13 protein-coding genes are annotated in these 12,920 nt (G+C 63.9%); 6 read left to right on the top strand and 7 right to left on the bottom strand.

The window, feature by feature from the left end; genetic code table 11:
* Positions 1-21: 21 nt before the first annotated feature.
* The 3 genes from dctP to ACFSUD_RS13590 are packed head-to-tail and all read left to right on the top strand — an operon-like array spanning position 22 to position 2,778.
* Positions 22-1,020: a TRAP transporter substrate-binding protein DctP gene (dctP, locus tag ACFSUD_RS13600; protein ID WP_386375154.1), complete on the top strand. Its 999-nt coding sequence runs from the start codon at positions 22-24 to the stop codon at positions 1,018-1,020.
* Between the two features lie 7 nt (positions 1,021-1,027).
* Positions 1,028-1,516 carry a TRAP transporter small permease gene (locus ACFSUD_RS13595; protein ID WP_386375153.1) on the top strand — a complete coding sequence of 163 codons (489 nt, stop codon included), beginning with the start codon at positions 1,028-1,030 and terminating at the stop codon, positions 1,514-1,516.
* Positions 1,516-2,778, top strand: coding sequence for a TRAP transporter large permease (locus ACFSUD_RS13590; protein WP_386375152.1), 1,263 nt, complete (start codon positions 1,516-1,518; stop codon positions 2,776-2,778). The genes ACFSUD_RS13595 and ACFSUD_RS13590 overlap by 1 nt, the downstream gene beginning before the upstream one ends.
* A 33-nt stretch (positions 2,779-2,811) precedes the next feature.
* On the opposite strand, the gene ACFSUD_RS13585 is transcribed toward ACFSUD_RS13590, so the two are convergent.
* From ACFSUD_RS13585 to ACFSUD_RS13565, 5 genes are all read right to left on the bottom strand, one after another.
* Positions 2,812-3,906 (bottom strand): ABC transporter ATP-binding protein, encoded by a 1,095-nt coding sequence (locus tag ACFSUD_RS13585; protein WP_386375151.1) that lies wholly within the window; start codon positions 3,904-3,906, stop codon positions 2,812-2,814.
* Positions 3,903-4,709 carry an ABC transporter permease gene (locus ACFSUD_RS13580; protein ID WP_386375150.1) on the bottom strand — a complete coding sequence of 269 codons (807 nt, stop codon included), beginning with the start codon at positions 4,707-4,709 and terminating at the stop codon, positions 3,903-3,905. Before ACFSUD_RS13580 ends, ACFSUD_RS13585 begins: the two co-directional genes overlap by 4 nt.
* A complete protein-coding gene (locus tag ACFSUD_RS13575; protein WP_386375149.1) occupies positions 4,706-5,557 on the bottom strand; it encodes an ABC transporter permease in 852 nt (283 codons plus the stop codon). The genes ACFSUD_RS13580 and ACFSUD_RS13575 overlap by 4 nt, the downstream gene beginning before the upstream one ends.
* Positions 5,558-5,628: 71 nt before the next feature.
* Positions 5,629-6,765 carry a polyamine ABC transporter substrate-binding protein gene (locus ACFSUD_RS13570; protein ID WP_386375148.1) on the bottom strand — a complete coding sequence of 379 codons (1,137 nt, stop codon included), beginning with the start codon at positions 6,763-6,765 and terminating at the stop codon, positions 5,629-5,631.
* A 141-nt stretch (positions 6,766-6,906) separates the two neighbouring features.
* Positions 6,907-7,797 (bottom strand): LysR family transcriptional regulator, encoded by an 891-nt coding sequence (locus ACFSUD_RS13565; RefSeq protein WP_386375147.1) that lies wholly within the window; start codon positions 7,795-7,797, stop codon positions 6,907-6,909.
* Positions 7,798-7,875: 78 nt separating this feature from the next.
* On the opposite strand from ACFSUD_RS13565, the gene ACFSUD_RS13560 reads away from it, so the two are divergent.
* Together ACFSUD_RS13560 and ACFSUD_RS13555 are read left to right on the top strand one after the other, a co-directional pair.
* On the top strand, positions 7,876-8,622 hold the full coding sequence (locus ACFSUD_RS13560; protein ID WP_386375146.1) for a BtpA/SgcQ family protein: 747 nt from the start codon (positions 7,876-7,878) through the stop codon (positions 8,620-8,622).
* On the top strand, positions 8,619-9,242 hold the full coding sequence (locus ACFSUD_RS13555; RefSeq protein ID WP_386375145.1) for a phosphoribosyltransferase family protein: 624 nt from the start codon (positions 8,619-8,621) through the stop codon (positions 9,240-9,242). The genes ACFSUD_RS13560 and ACFSUD_RS13555 overlap by 4 nt, the downstream gene beginning before the upstream one ends.
* A gap of 9 nt (positions 9,243-9,251) precedes the next feature.
* Here the strand turns inward: ACFSUD_RS13555 and ACFSUD_RS13550 are convergent, their stop codons facing one another.
* Complete coding sequence (locus tag ACFSUD_RS13550; protein ID WP_386375144.1) at positions 9,252-9,983, bottom strand: NAD(P)-binding domain-containing protein; 732 nt, start codon at positions 9,981-9,983, stop codon at positions 9,252-9,254.
* A gap of 71 nt (positions 9,984-10,054) precedes the next feature.
* Positions 10,055-12,100: an FAD-dependent oxidoreductase gene (locus ACFSUD_RS13545; RefSeq protein WP_386375143.1), complete on the bottom strand. Its 2,046-nt coding sequence runs from the start codon at positions 12,098-12,100 to the stop codon at positions 10,055-10,057.
* A gap of 88 nt (positions 12,101-12,188) precedes the next feature.
* On the opposite strand from ACFSUD_RS13545, the gene ACFSUD_RS13540 reads away from it, so the two are divergent.
* Complete coding sequence (locus ACFSUD_RS13540; protein ID WP_386375142.1) at positions 12,189-12,815, top strand: TetR/AcrR family transcriptional regulator; 627 nt, start codon at positions 12,189-12,191, stop codon at positions 12,813-12,815.
* The last annotated feature ends 105 nt before the right edge of the window (positions 12,816-12,920 follow it).

Below are 12,920 nucleotides of genomic sequence, written 5' to 3'. Positions count from 1 at the left end.
GGGCAGATTCAGGGAGGCAATATGACCAGAACATCCTTTATCGCAGTCGTTGTCAGCGCCATCGTCGGTGCCGCCGCGGCGCAGGCCGAAACGTTGAAAGTGGCGACCGCCGCGCCGAACGGAACCCCGTGGGTCGCGCATCTTGAGAAATCCGCCGCCAATCTGGCCGAGATTTCCGGTGGCGCCATGACCATGGAGGTCTTTGCGGCCAACCAGCTCGGTGCCGAGACTGACACGATCAAGCAGACCGCGCGCGGCCGTCTTGACGCCGGTATCTTCTCGATCACCGCCGTCGCCAGCGTGGTTCCTGAAGTCGCCATGCTGGTGACGCCGTTCTTCTGGGACAATTTCGAACAGGCCGATTGCGCGCTCGACGAACATCTCTCCGATACCTATGACGAGTTGTTCCAGGCCCGGGGCCTGCGACTGGTACAATGGCAGGAGCTGGGCTGGCAGAACCTCTTCACCGACGAGCCGATCAGCGGGCCGAAGGATGTCGATGGGCTGAAGATGCGGGTGGGCACCTCGCTCAACCATGATCTCTACTGGCGTGCCGCCGGTGTTTCGGGCGTGCCGCTGCCGTTTTCGGAGACCGCGACCGGCCTGCAAACCGGCCTGATCGACGGCGGTGAGCTTCCGACCATTTCCTATGTTGCCGGAGGTGTGGGCAAGCTCTCTCCCCATCTGACCCGCACGCGGCATATCTATCAGCCCTCCATCATGCTGATGTCGACGAAGGTCTGGGACCGGCTTTCCGAGGAACAGCAGGCACAGTTCAACGAGGCGATGGAACCGGCGCAGGCGCTGCGCGGTGCCGTGCGGGATGCGATCGATTTCTTCAGTGCCAAGCATGTCGAGGAAGGCGGAACGATCAACGAGCTCGACGAGGCGCAGCGTGCCGAATGGGCCGCCCTGTGGACCGAAGAGAAGACCCAGGAGCTGATCGACGCGACCGGCGGCGAGTCTCAGCGCGTCTATGACGCGGTGGTCAAGGCACGCGAAGCCTGCACCGCCAGCTAGACCGGGGATGCGACGTTTCCTCTCAGCCTTGCTGATGATCGAGACCCTGGCCGCGGGGGCATTCTACGCGATTGCCGCCGCGATCCTGTTCGCGGACGTCATCTCTCGCGAGCTCTTCGCCTCCCCGATCTGGGGAGGCCAACGTATCGCGGTCCTGCTGGCCAACGGCTCCGCGCTTATCGGCATCGCCCTTGCGGTCGCCCTGAACCGTCATATCCGCCCCTCTGTTCTGGATGGTGCGATCCCGGCGCGGTTCGATCCCATCACCACGCGGGTGGGGCATCTGGTCGGCGCTGCGGTGATGTTTGCCGGGGCCTATTACGGTGCCCTTCTGGTGCTGGACAACCGCGCGATGGGTTTCACCACGCCGCCGCTGTCGCTGGAGATCTGGATCGCCCAGCTCGCGCTGCCCTATGGCCTGGCCTCTGCCGGGCTCCGTTACCTGTTTTTCGCGATCGACCCGGATCTGCAGCCGCGGCATGAGGAACGAATTTGATGTCAGCCTCCGTCATCCTGTTGCTGATCGTGATCGCCCTGCTGGCGCTGCGTCAGAACATCGTCATCATCCTCGCGGTCACGGTCGCCTATCTGCATCTGACCTGGGGCGACGGCGATCTGCTCTACATGGTCGAGGACGCCTGGATCGCGATCGACAAGGAAGCGCTGTTGTCGATTCCGATGTTCATTCTCGTCGGGGCGGTCATGACCCGCGGTTCCATCGCGGCGCGGCTGATCGACGTGGCGGTCGCCTTTACCCAGGATCTGCGCGGCGGGCTGGGGGCGGCGGCGATCCTGAGCTGCGCGGTCTTCTCGGCGATCTCGGGATCCTCGCCGGTGACCCTGCTGGCGGTCGGGGCAGTGCTCTATCCGGCGCTTCTGCGCGAGAATTACCCCAAGCGCTTCGCCCTCGGCGCGCTGACCTCGGGCGGGACGCTCGGCATCATCATCCCGCCGTCCATTCCGCTGATCATCTACGGCATCGCCACCGAGACCTCGATTGTCGATCTGTTCCTGGCCGGCCTGCTGCCGGGGCTTCTGCTGACCGGGGTGATGGTGGTCTATGCATTGTGGATGAACCGCTCAATGCCGACGCCGACGCCCGAAACGCGCAAGTCGCGGCGCGCGGCGCTCAGGCGCGGTGGCCCGGCCCTGTTCATGCCGATCCTGCTTCTGGGCGGCATCTATTCCGGCTATTTCACCCCGACGGAATCCGCCGCGGTGGCGCTCGTCTATGCGCTGCTGGTGGAGATGTTCATCCACCGCGAGGTCGGGCTGCGCGATCTCTACCAGATCGTTCAGGATACCGTCGCGCTGCTGGGGTCGATCATTCCGATCATCGCCATCGCGATGAGCGTCAACGTGTTCCTGGCAACAGAAGGCGTGCCCAATGCGCTGGGGGGCTGGCTGCAGGCCAATATCGGCAATGTCATCCTGTTCATTCTGGCGATGAACTTGCTGTTGCTGCTCGTCGGCATGTTCATGGACACGATCTCAGCCCTGCTCATTTTCGGGCCGCTGCTGCTGCCGGTCGCTGCCGGTTTCGGGATCGACCCGGTGCATCTCGGGATCATTATGGTGCTGAACCTGGAAATTGGCCTGCTGACGCCGCCGATGGGGCTGAACCTGCTGGTCGCTTCGACGGCGTTCAAGGAGAATTTCACCCTTGTCACCGCCTCGGTGCTGCCGTTCATCGCGCTGATGCTGTTCGTGCTGATGCTGGTCAGCTTCGTGCCCTGGCTGTCGCTGTTCCTGGTCTAGCGGCAGGTCCTGTGCTGTCGCCTTGGCACCGCGTCAGGGCGACAGCGGCTCGTCAAGCACATGCGCGTTCTTCGGCTCCCAACTCAGCCAGACCCGGGCATCGCTGCCCAGTTCCAGCTTGTCGAGATGGCGTTCCTGCATCTGCACCTTGAATTCGTGGCCATCGCCGCTTTCGAGGAACAGGGTGACCATCGAGCCGACGAATTCCTCGGAGATCAGCGTCGCCGCCACGCGGTTGGGCGTCTGCGGCGGCGCGGTGCCGAGCGTGACCAGATCGGCGGACACGACAAAGCTCGCCGCCTGCCCGATGCCGCGCCCGCCGGCAGGCGCATTGGCGGTGAAGCGGCCCGTCGGCGTGTCGATGATCAGAAGATCGCCCTCTATCGCGGCGACATTGCCGCTCAGGATATTGTTGCGGCCGACGAATTCCGCGACGAAACGGTTGGCCGGGGCGCGGTAGATGTCCTTCGGCGTGCCGACCTGGGCCAGATCGCCCTGGCTCATGATGACCACCCGATCGGCCATGGCGAAGGCCTCCGATTGCGAATGGGTGACATAGACGAAGGTGATGCCGAGCTCCTTCTGCAGCCGGGTCAGCACCGCCTGCATGCGGATTACGAGGTTGGCATCGAGCGCGGAAAGCGGCTCGTCCAGCAGCAGCATTCGCGGCTCCATCACCAGCGCCCGGGCCAGCGCCACCCGCTGTTTCTGCCCGCCTGACAGGGTGGCGACATTGCGCTCGGCGAATTCGCCGATCTGCATCCGTTCGAGCCAGTCGAGCGCCCGGCGCTTGCGCGCGGCCGCGCCGACGCCGCGCATCTTCAGGCCGAATTCGACATTCTCGCGCGCGGTGAGGAACGGGAAGAGCGCCAGCGATTGCCAGACCAGCGGCGTGTCGCGGGCATGGGGCGGCACTTCGTTCATCAGCTTGCCGCCGATGCGGATCTCGCCCGAACTGGGGCTGTCGAGCCCGGCGAGCATCCGCAGCGTCGTGGTCTTGCCGCAGCCCGAGGAGCCCATGATCGCGAGGAATTCGCCCTCATGGATGTCCAGCGTCAGGTCGCGCACCGCAACGAAGCTGCCGAAGCGTTTCTGGACATTGCGGAAGGTCACGAGGGGCTGGTTCATGAGGTCGGGCTTCTTGTCTGGCGGCTGATGAGGAACACCTGGGCGAGGATCACCAGCGTCATGGAAATAAGGAAGACGAATGTGCCGATGGCGTTGACCTGCGGGTCGATATTGCCTTGCACGATCTCGAGGATGACCACCGGAATGGTCTTGTTGAGCCCGGAAACGAACCAGGCGATGGCGAATTCGTCGAAGGACACGGCCGCAGTCAGGCACAGGGCCGAGACGATGGCAGGGCGGCAATAGGGCAGGATCACATGGCGCATCGTCTGCCATTCGCTGCCCCCGAGGTTCCAGGCCGCCGCCTCCAGATCCGGGTCCATCTGGTGCAGCCGCAGGCGGATCACCGCCATGGCGAAAGGCGCGGTCAGCACCGTATGCGCGAGGATGATCGACCAAAGCTGCCCGGACAGGCCGAGCTTGCTGAGCCAGGCCAGCATCGCCAGCGCCATGATGATCAGCGGGATCGTCGGCGGCAGCAGGATCAGCGCCAGATAGGGCGCCTTCCAGCGGAAATTATAGCGGAAATCGGAATAGGCGGTGCAGAAGCCGAGAAAGGTCGCGATCACCGCGGTGGAGAGCGAGACGATCAGCGAATTCAGCGCCGCCTGCCAGATGTCCGGATCGCTCAGTACCTTCACATACCATTCGGTCGAGAATTCGCCGAGCGGGATGGTCGGAAACCGTTGCGAATTCAGCGAGAACACCAGGCTGAACCCGATCGGGGCGAAGATGAACAGGAAGACCAGCGCCACATAGAGCGCCAGGATCAGGTTCAGACCGTTGCTGCGCAGCCTGCTCATCGCGCACCGCTCCCCTTGCGATAGGCCAGCGCGATGGCGGCGAAGGCGGTGACGAAGAGCGTCAACATCATCACGATCGCCACCACGGCCGCGCGCGGCCATTGCTGCCCGGACTTGGTGGTGTCGAGGATCAGGATCGGCAGCGTCGGTTCCTGCGAGCCGCCGAGATAGAAGGGCGCGACGAAATCCCCGAAGGAGAGAATGAAACAGAACAGCGCCGCCACGATCAGTCCGGTCTTGGAGAGCGGCAGCACCACGCGCCAGATCGTCGCCAGCGGACGGCAGCCGAGATTGCGCGCCGCTTCGACGAGGGTCCTGTCGATATTGGCCATGCTCACCGTCTGCAGGATCACCACCAGCGGCAAGGTCAGGGTCAGATAGCCGACGATGGTGCCGAAGCTGGTGTTCAGCATCCGGAACGGGCCGAGCCCGATATAGCCCAGCATCGCATTGAGCACGCCGCTTTCCGCGAGGATTACATACCAAGCGAAGGTGCGTACCAGATAGGAGGTGAAGAACGGGATGATCAGCAGGAAGATCGCCCATCGCCGCAGCCCTTCGGAAGCGCGGAAGGCCAGCGCATAGGCCGCCGGAAACGCCAGGAGCATTGCCACGCTGGCGCTCAGCGCCGCGATGAACAGGGTGTACCAATAGCTGTCCCAGAAGTAGTTCCGGCTCAGCATCTTCTGCCAGTTCACCAGCTCGAAAGCTTCGGTCATGCGGTAGTTCTTCACCACGAAGAACGAGATCGCGACCATGAACAGCAACGGCCCGACGAAGAACAGCAGCTGCCAGAAGATGATCGGCAACCGCCAGGTCAGAGCATAGAGATTCAACGTGCGTTTCAACAGATCAACCAGCGCTCGAAAGCCTCGGGGAGCGGGCCGCCCCAGGGCCGCCCGCCGCGAAGATGCGCCGTTCAGGCGTTCTTGTATTCGGACCAGAAATCGTTCCAGTCCTCCAGCGATTGCTGGGTGGGAATGTCGCGATACTGGATCCGGCCCTCGTTGATCAGCGCGATCGGGTCATTGGGCATGCCGTCGATCTGGTGGCTGCGCTCCGCCTCCTTCGGATCGACCTCCTGCAACAGGTCGCGCCCGCCCCGCGTCACCGCGAAACAGGGATAGGCCGCCATCTGCGCGAGCTTCACCTGGCCTTCGGGAGAGGTCATGTATTTGATGAACGTGGTCACCAGCTCGGCCTTCTGGCTGCCCTTGCCGATCGAATAGCTCTCCGTGAACTGGATGCCGCCCTCTTTCGGAATGGTCGAGGCAACCGGCGCGCCGTCGCGTTCCAGCACCCCGGTGATCCAGTCGCCAATGCCGCACATGGCGTGCATCTCGCCGTTCTTGAGGCTGTTGAACGTGCCGCCGTAGTCAAAGAAGCCGCCGACCTGCGGGCGCAGGCTCATCGTGGTGTCCTGCACCGCCTGCCATTCCTCCTCGCTGAGATCCCAAAGCTCCGCGCCATTGCCATTCTTGAGGCTCATCATGCCCAGCGTCGGCAGGTGCCAGTCGAAATGCCCGACCTTGCCCTTGACCTCGGGTTTCCAGAACGCGTCGTAGCTCTGCGCCTCCTCGGGGCTGATCGCAGTGGTGTTGTAGGAGACCCCGAGATGCCCGCCGCGCACGATCATCGAATAGAGCGTATCGCCCTCCCAATGGCCGGGGAATTTCTGGAAATCCTCGTGAAGCATGTCGTCGAACGGATAGTCATTCTGATCGAGCGCCTCGATATAGCCCGCGGCGTTGAGCTGCTGGACGAATTCCGCATCCGACAGGATCACGTCATAGGTGCCGGGCGGCGATTGCGCGATCAGCGCCAGCATGTTGTCGCCCCCGGCATAGTATTTCGGCACGAACTTGACGTTATGGGCCTCCTCGAAGGCGCCGACCACGTCGGCTTCGCCATGCCCGTACCAGGCCAGCATGTTGATGTCGGTGGTCTGCGCCCAGGCCCGACCCACGAAGGGCGCCGACAGCGCCACGCCGGCCCCGAGCCGCATCACGTCACGTCGCCGCAAACCCGGGCCGCCCGGTTTGATTATCTCGGTCATATTCTTCCCTCCGCTGTCATCTGGCGCCGTCTTTTGCGGCATGTTCTTCGGAAATTTCCTGATCCGTTGCAGCGAGTGTAGAGAAGATTCTGACCTGAGAGAAATTTATCGAACATATGGAGCCATAACGTTTCGCAATGGTCACTCCACCGCGGGCGGCACCGAGAGCAGGACCTTCTCGATGGTTTCGATCAGACATTCGGTGACCCGGTTGCCGCTGCCGCGCAGCCGCGTCTGCCGGTAGAACAGCCCGATCTGCAAGGGTTCCAGCACCGGCAGCCCCTCGTCCTCGCCGATCCGCCGCATGCCCTCGCGCAGGGTCAGCGCGGTCAAGCTGGAAAAGCCCAGCCCGTCGCGCACCGCCTGCTGCACCGCGTCGATATCGGGGCTGGAGAACACCACCTCCCAGCCGCGGCGGCTGCGTTTGAGCGCCTCGCGCATCCGTTGCAGATAGACGCAGCCCGTCGGATGCGCGACCAGCGGCAGGTCGCTGAAATCGCCGGGGCTGAGCCCGTCGGCGCCGACCCAGAAGGGATTTTCCTGCCAATAGCGCACGAGAAATTGCGGATCGCCGCCCTGATAGAGCGCCAGCGCGATGTCGATCTCGTCGCGGATCAACGCGTCGAGCAGATGCTGTGACAGGTCGCAGGTCACACGCAGATGTGTCTGCGGCGTCTCCTTCATCAACGCGGTCAGGCTGCGCTGCAGTTCACGCACGCCGTAATCAAGCGGCAGGCCGATGCGCAGCGTGTCATCCCCTGCCCTGTTGTCGAACAGCCCGACTGCCTGATCGTTGAGCCGCAGGATCTGGCGCGCATGCATGGCCAGCGCTTCGCCCTTGTCGCTGACCTGCATGTTGCGGCCCTTCTGGTGGATCAGCTTGTAGCCGACCAGTTCTTCCAGACGTTTGACCTGCAGGGAGACGGCAGGCTGCGAACGGCCCAGCAGATCTGCCGCACGGGTGAAATTCTGCACCTCGATCACCGTGACGAAGGTGCGCAGCAGGTCGGTGGGGAGGTTCAGCACGCGCATCCGAGAAATTTGCGAAGCTAATGGAACGATTGCAACAATAAATTTAGTAAATCCCCAATCGGCGGCTAGCGTTCCTCCATGAACCGAGATCAATTCCATAAACACTTCAAATCGCCGGGGCCGGTCGTGCTGCCGGTGATCCATGTGCTCGACACGCAGCGCACCCTTGCCAATATCCGCGCGCTGGTCGGGGCCGGCGCGCCGGGCTGCTTCCTGATCAACCATGATTTCGAACCGGAACGCTTCCTGCCGATCATCCGCGATGCGCGGGCGCAATTTCCGTCACTGTGGATCGGGGTGAATTTCCTCGCCGTGACCGGACGGGAGGCCTTTCCCCGGCTCGGGCAACTGGCGGCCGAGGGCTGCGTTGTCGATGCCTATTGGGCCGATGACGCCTGTATCGACGAACATGGCAAGGACCGCGAGGCCGAGGAGATCGCCGCGATCCGCGCGGATAGCGGCTGGGACGGCATGTATTTCGGCGGCACCTGTTTCAAGAAGCAGCGCGAGGTCGATCCCGCGCATTACGGCGCCGCCGCCGCCTCGGCCCGCAACTACATGGATGTGGTCACGACCTCGGGCGTGGCGACCGGGCAGCGCGCCGATCTGGGCAAGATCAGGACGTTCCGCGAGGCGATCGGTGACACTGCGCTGGCGCTGGCCTCCGGTATCACGCCGCAGAACGCCGAAGAATACAGTGATGTCGATTGCTTCATGGTGGCCACGGGCATCAATCGGCCCGGTAATTTCTATGACATCGACCCCGATCGTCTGCACGCGTTGATGCAGATCAGTCGCAAAATAGGACAGGGAGACAGCCAATGAGCGACCAAGACAAAGGCCCGCGCGATGACCGCTGGTATCTGAACATCATGGCCCCGAACACCAAGGGGGAGAAATTCGCCTGGCTCGATCCGACCTCGATCTACATCAACGCCCGGGCGTTCAACGACCTGCTCGACGATCTTATGGCCGATCTCGACGGCGTCGAATATGACGTGGTGGCCGGGCTCGATGCGATGGGCTTCGTGCTCGGGGCGGCGCTGGCGGCACGTTCGCAGGTGGGATTCCTGCCGATCCGCAAGGCGGGCAAGCTCTGTGTCGAGACCGACAAGGTCAGTTTCGGCAATTATTCAGGCAAGACCCAGGACATGGAAATGCGCAAGCCTGCCTTTGCCGAGGGCACGCGGGTGCTGCTGGCCGATCAATGGGTCGAAACCGGCGGCACGATGGACGGCGCGATCCGGCTGGTCGAGCGGCAGGGCGGTGTCGTGGCCGGCATGGTGGCGATCGCCATCGAGGAGAACGAGCGCACCGACGGCTATCGCGCCACCTATCCCTGTGTTTCCGCGGTGTCCAAGGGATCGCGCTGGCAGACGGAATGCAATGCCCAGACATTGTCGAGCTTCGCCAGCTACAAGCCGGAACTGGCCTTTCCGCGCTGAGGCCTGCGGTCAGGCGTTGCCTTCCAGACGATCGAGCGCGCGCTTCAGCGCGCTCACCATGCCCGATTGCCGCAGGTCTTCGCGTAGTCGCTGGTTGAACCCGCCGGGCGTGTCGAGTGCGGCGAGCAGCGGCCTGCTTTCCGTGCCGAGCAGGCTCGATCCGACGAGCAGCCGCAGAAACGCCTCGCCCTGATCCCGCTCGGCGACCCTCTCCCCCAGCCAATCCGCCGCCTCGGCCACCAGGAGCGCGGCCGGTGACAGGACCGCCTGCGCGCAGATATAGGCGGCAAGCTCCGCCTCGGTGGACAATTCATAGAGCGTGTTCCGGTCGCCGAACAGCGCGTGCAGCAGATCTACCTGTCCCAGCGCCAGCACCGGCGATCCGCCCCTGGCAATGCCCGGAAAGGGAATCATCACCGCCTCGGCCCGTGCCGGGGCAACCATTTGCGCCACCTCGTCCAGCACCGGCCCCGCCATCAGCGATACGACACGGTGATCCGCGCGAAAGGCAAGCGCGTTCAAAACATCGGCCGCGGCATTCGCCATCAGGCCGATGAAGATCACTTCGCTGTCATCCAGAACCGATTGGTTGGGCGCGATGGTGACCTCGTCAAACTGCGCCGCCAGCCGGGTGGCATGGGTGGCGCTGCGTTCGGAGACGGTGATCCTGTGGCCCTGCCCCGCGAGACCTTCGACCAGCGCCGAGGCGATGGTGCCGGTGCCGATGACGCCGATCTTCATGGGAAGTCCTTACGCGGCCGGGAGAGCCGGGCACGGGTCGTGACGGGGCGGGTATCGCGGAAGTCCTGCATTCAGATATCCTTCATCAGCCGCAGGGCATCATAGATCGCGGCATGGGTGTTGCGGGCGCTTACCGCGTCGCCGATGCGGAAGAGCTGGAAACCGCCCGACGCGTTGCGCTGCACCTGTTGCGGTTGTCCGGCAATCAGCGCGTCATGATCGAGCTCCCCGGCGTTGGAGGACAGCGGCTTCAGCTCGAAATAAAGCTCATCAAGCGGCATGGTGCCGTAGTTCACCACGACCTGATCATACTGCGCCTGATGGCTATGGTCGCTGTAATCGGTGCCGATCGTCGCACTCAGCCGGTTGCCCTCGCGCGCCACGTCGAGCAGGCGGCGGGTGACGGTGAAGGTCACGTCCTTGTCCTGCAGCGCGCGCATGTAGGGCACGAGGTTCATCGCCATGATCTCCGGCGAAAAGACCCTGTCGGGGGTCATCACTTCGACCCTGGCCCCGGCATGGGCGGCAACCTCGGCGGCCTGCAGCGCCGGGTGATCGCCGCTTTCGTCATAGATCAGCACATGTCCCGCCGGTTTCACATCGCCCGAGATGATGTCCCAGGCCGAGATCACGTTGTCCTGTTCATGGCCGCTTTCGAACAGCTCCAGGTTGGGCAGGCCGCCGGTCGCGACGATCACCACGTCGGGGTCGAGCGCCGTGACATCCTCGGCCTCGGCCCAGGTGGCGAAGCGGAATTCGACGCCGCGTGCGGCGCATTGCGCCATGCGCCAGTCGATGATGCCGATCATCTCGCGACGGCGCGGGCTTTGCGCGGTCAGGCGGACCTGGCCGCCCGGGTCCGGTGCCGCCTCGAAGACCACCACTTCGTGGCCGCGTTCGGCCGCGACGCGGGCGGCTTCCAGACCGGCGGGGCCGGCGCCGATCACCACCACCTTACGGCGGGTTCCGGCGGGCGGAATGGTATGCGGCATGGTGAGTTCGCGCCCGGTGGCGGCGTTGTGGATGCAGAGCGCATCCCCGGCCTGGTAGATCCGGTCGAGACAATAGGTGGCGCCGACGCAGGGGCGGATGTCATCCTCACGGCCTTCGACGATCTTCTGCACGATGTGCGGATCGGCCATATGGGCGCGGGTCATGCCGACCATGTCGAGCAGCCCTTCGGCCACCGCATGACGCGCCGTGGCCACATCGGGAATGCGCGCGGCATGGAAGGTCGGCATGCCGGTGGCCTTCTTCACCGCGCCCGCGAAATCGAGATGCGGGGCGGATTTCATGCCCTGCACGGGGATCACGTCGGTCATCGCCGGGTCGGTATGGATGCGTCCCCGGATCACGTTGAGGAAATCGACCTGCCCGGTCGCGGCGAGCCGTTTGGAGATCTCCAGCCCTTCCTCGGGGGTGATGCCGCCCTTCTGTGCTTCATCGGCCGTATAGCGCAGACCGACGATGAAGTCTGCGCCGACGCGCTTGCGGATCGCCTCGAGCACATCCATCGGGAAACGCATTCGGTTTTCCAGCGTATCGGCGCCGTAGGGGCCGGTGAGATCATTGGTCAGCGGGGACCAGAACTGGTCGAGCAGGTGGCCGTAGACCTGCAGCTCGATCCCGTCCATGCCCCCGGCCTGCATCCGCTCGGCGGCATCGGCGAAATCGGAGATGATGCGGGCGATGTCCCAATCCTCGACAAGCTTGGGAAAGGCCCGATGCGCCGGTTCGCGGTGGCGCGAGGAGGACAGCGAGGGCAGCCAGTCGCCCTTGTTCCAGGTGGTGCGACGGCCGAGATGGGTGAGCTGGATCATCACCGCGCAGCCATGTTCATGGCAGCGGTCGGTGAGCTGGCGGATCCACGGCACGACCTCGTCCTTGTAGGCCAGCACATTGTTGAACACCGGCGGGCTGTCGCGGCTGACGGCGGCCGACCCGGCGGTCATCGCCAGCGCCACACCGGCCCTGGCGCGCTCTGCGTGATAGGCGGCATAGCGTTCCTTGGGCATCCCGTCCTCGGGATAGGCGGGCTCATGGCTGGTCGTCATGATCCGGTTTCTGAGCGTCAGATGCTTGAGCTGGAACGGTTGCAGCAGCGGATCTTTCGACATGGAGCCTCCCGGGCGAGCAAATTTTTCAAAGCGCTGACACAGGTGTCAGGTCGATTGACATTTCTGTCAATAATTTTCATCAAGACCCATGGGGATTGCAAACCAGAGCCGCGCGAACAATGCCGAGGACGCCTGGCTCGACGCCGCCTACGCGGTGCTGACCGAAAGCGGGGTCGAGGCGGTCAAGATCATGCCGCTGGCTAAACGGCTGGGCCTGACCCGCAGCGGTTTCTACTGGCATTTCAGAGACCGCGACGCGCTGCTCGAGGCGATGATCCGCCGCTGGGAGGATAGGAACACCGGCAATCTCGTCGCGCGCTGCGAAGCCTACGCCGAGAATATCTGCGAGGCCCTGTTCAACCTGTTCGACTGCTGGCTCGATGACGAGATGTTCGATTCCCGGCTCGATCTGGCGATCCGCAACTGGGCGCGCAACGATCCGGCGCTGCAGGCGCGGCTGGATCGGGCCGATCAGCGGCGCAAGGACGGGGTGAAGGGCCTGTTCCTGCGCTTCGGTTTCGAGCCGTCCGAGGCAGAGGTGCGCGCCCTGACGGTGATCTATACCCAGATCGGCTATATCTCGATGCAGGAACCCGACAGCCGCGCGGAGCGTTTCGCCCGTGTGCCCGGTTATATCGAGGTGTTCACCGGCCGGAAACCGGCGCGCTCGGACATCGCGCGTTTCATGACCCGCTACCGTGACATGGCGAGCTGAGACACGGCTCGGCCGCCGACAGGATGCGCTTTGCAGGCTCTGATCCTGATCTCAATCGAAGCAGCCCATGCTCTGACCACACGTCACGAGGCGCCCAACGCTTGA

Source organism: Sulfitobacter aestuarii (genome assembly GCF_042685005.1).
In the GTDB taxonomy this organism is placed as follows: domain Bacteria; phylum Pseudomonadota; class Alphaproteobacteria; order Rhodobacterales; family Rhodobacteraceae; genus Sulfitobacter; species Sulfitobacter aestuarii.
This window is presented reverse-complemented; position numbering and strand designations above follow the sequence as displayed.

Coding starts and splice junctions, on each gene's coding strand:
- ACFSUD_RS13580 (WP_386375150.1), bottom strand. CDS start 4,709: ATGAGCAGGCTGCGCAGCAACGGTCTGAACCTGATCCTGGCGCTCTAT.
- ACFSUD_RS13545 (WP_386375143.1), bottom strand. CDS start 12,100: ATGTCGAAAGATCCGCTGCTGCAACCGTTCCAGCTCAAGCATCTGACG.
- ACFSUD_RS13555 (WP_386375145.1), top strand. CDS start 8,619: ATGAGCGACCAAGACAAAGGCCCGCGCGATGACCGCTGGTATCTGAAC.
- ACFSUD_RS13585 (WP_386375151.1), bottom strand. CDS start 3,906: ATGAACCAGCCCCTCGTGACCTTCCGCAATGTCCAGAAACGCTTCGGC.
- ACFSUD_RS13570 (WP_386375148.1), bottom strand. CDS start 6,765: ATGACCGAGATAATCAAACCGGGCGGCCCGGGTTTGCGGCGACGTGAC.
- ACFSUD_RS13595 (WP_386375153.1), top strand. CDS start 1,028: ATGCGACGTTTCCTCTCAGCCTTGCTGATGATCGAGACCCTGGCCGCG.
- ACFSUD_RS13560 (WP_386375146.1), top strand. CDS start 7,876: ATGAACCGAGATCAATTCCATAAACACTTCAAATCGCCGGGGCCGGTC.
- ACFSUD_RS13540 (WP_386375142.1), top strand. CDS start 12,189: ATGGGGATTGCAAACCAGAGCCGCGCGAACAATGCCGAGGACGCCTGG.
- ACFSUD_RS13550 (WP_386375144.1), bottom strand. CDS start 9,983: ATGAAGATCGGCGTCATCGGCACCGGCACCATCGCCTCGGCGCTGGTC.
- dctP (WP_386375154.1), top strand. CDS start 22: ATGACCAGAACATCCTTTATCGCAGTCGTTGTCAGCGCCATCGTCGGT.
- ACFSUD_RS13565 (WP_386375147.1), bottom strand. CDS start 7,797: ATGCGCGTGCTGAACCTCCCCACCGACCTGCTGCGCACCTTCGTCACG.
- ACFSUD_RS13590 (WP_386375152.1), top strand. CDS start 1,516: ATGTCAGCCTCCGTCATCCTGTTGCTGATCGTGATCGCCCTGCTGGCG.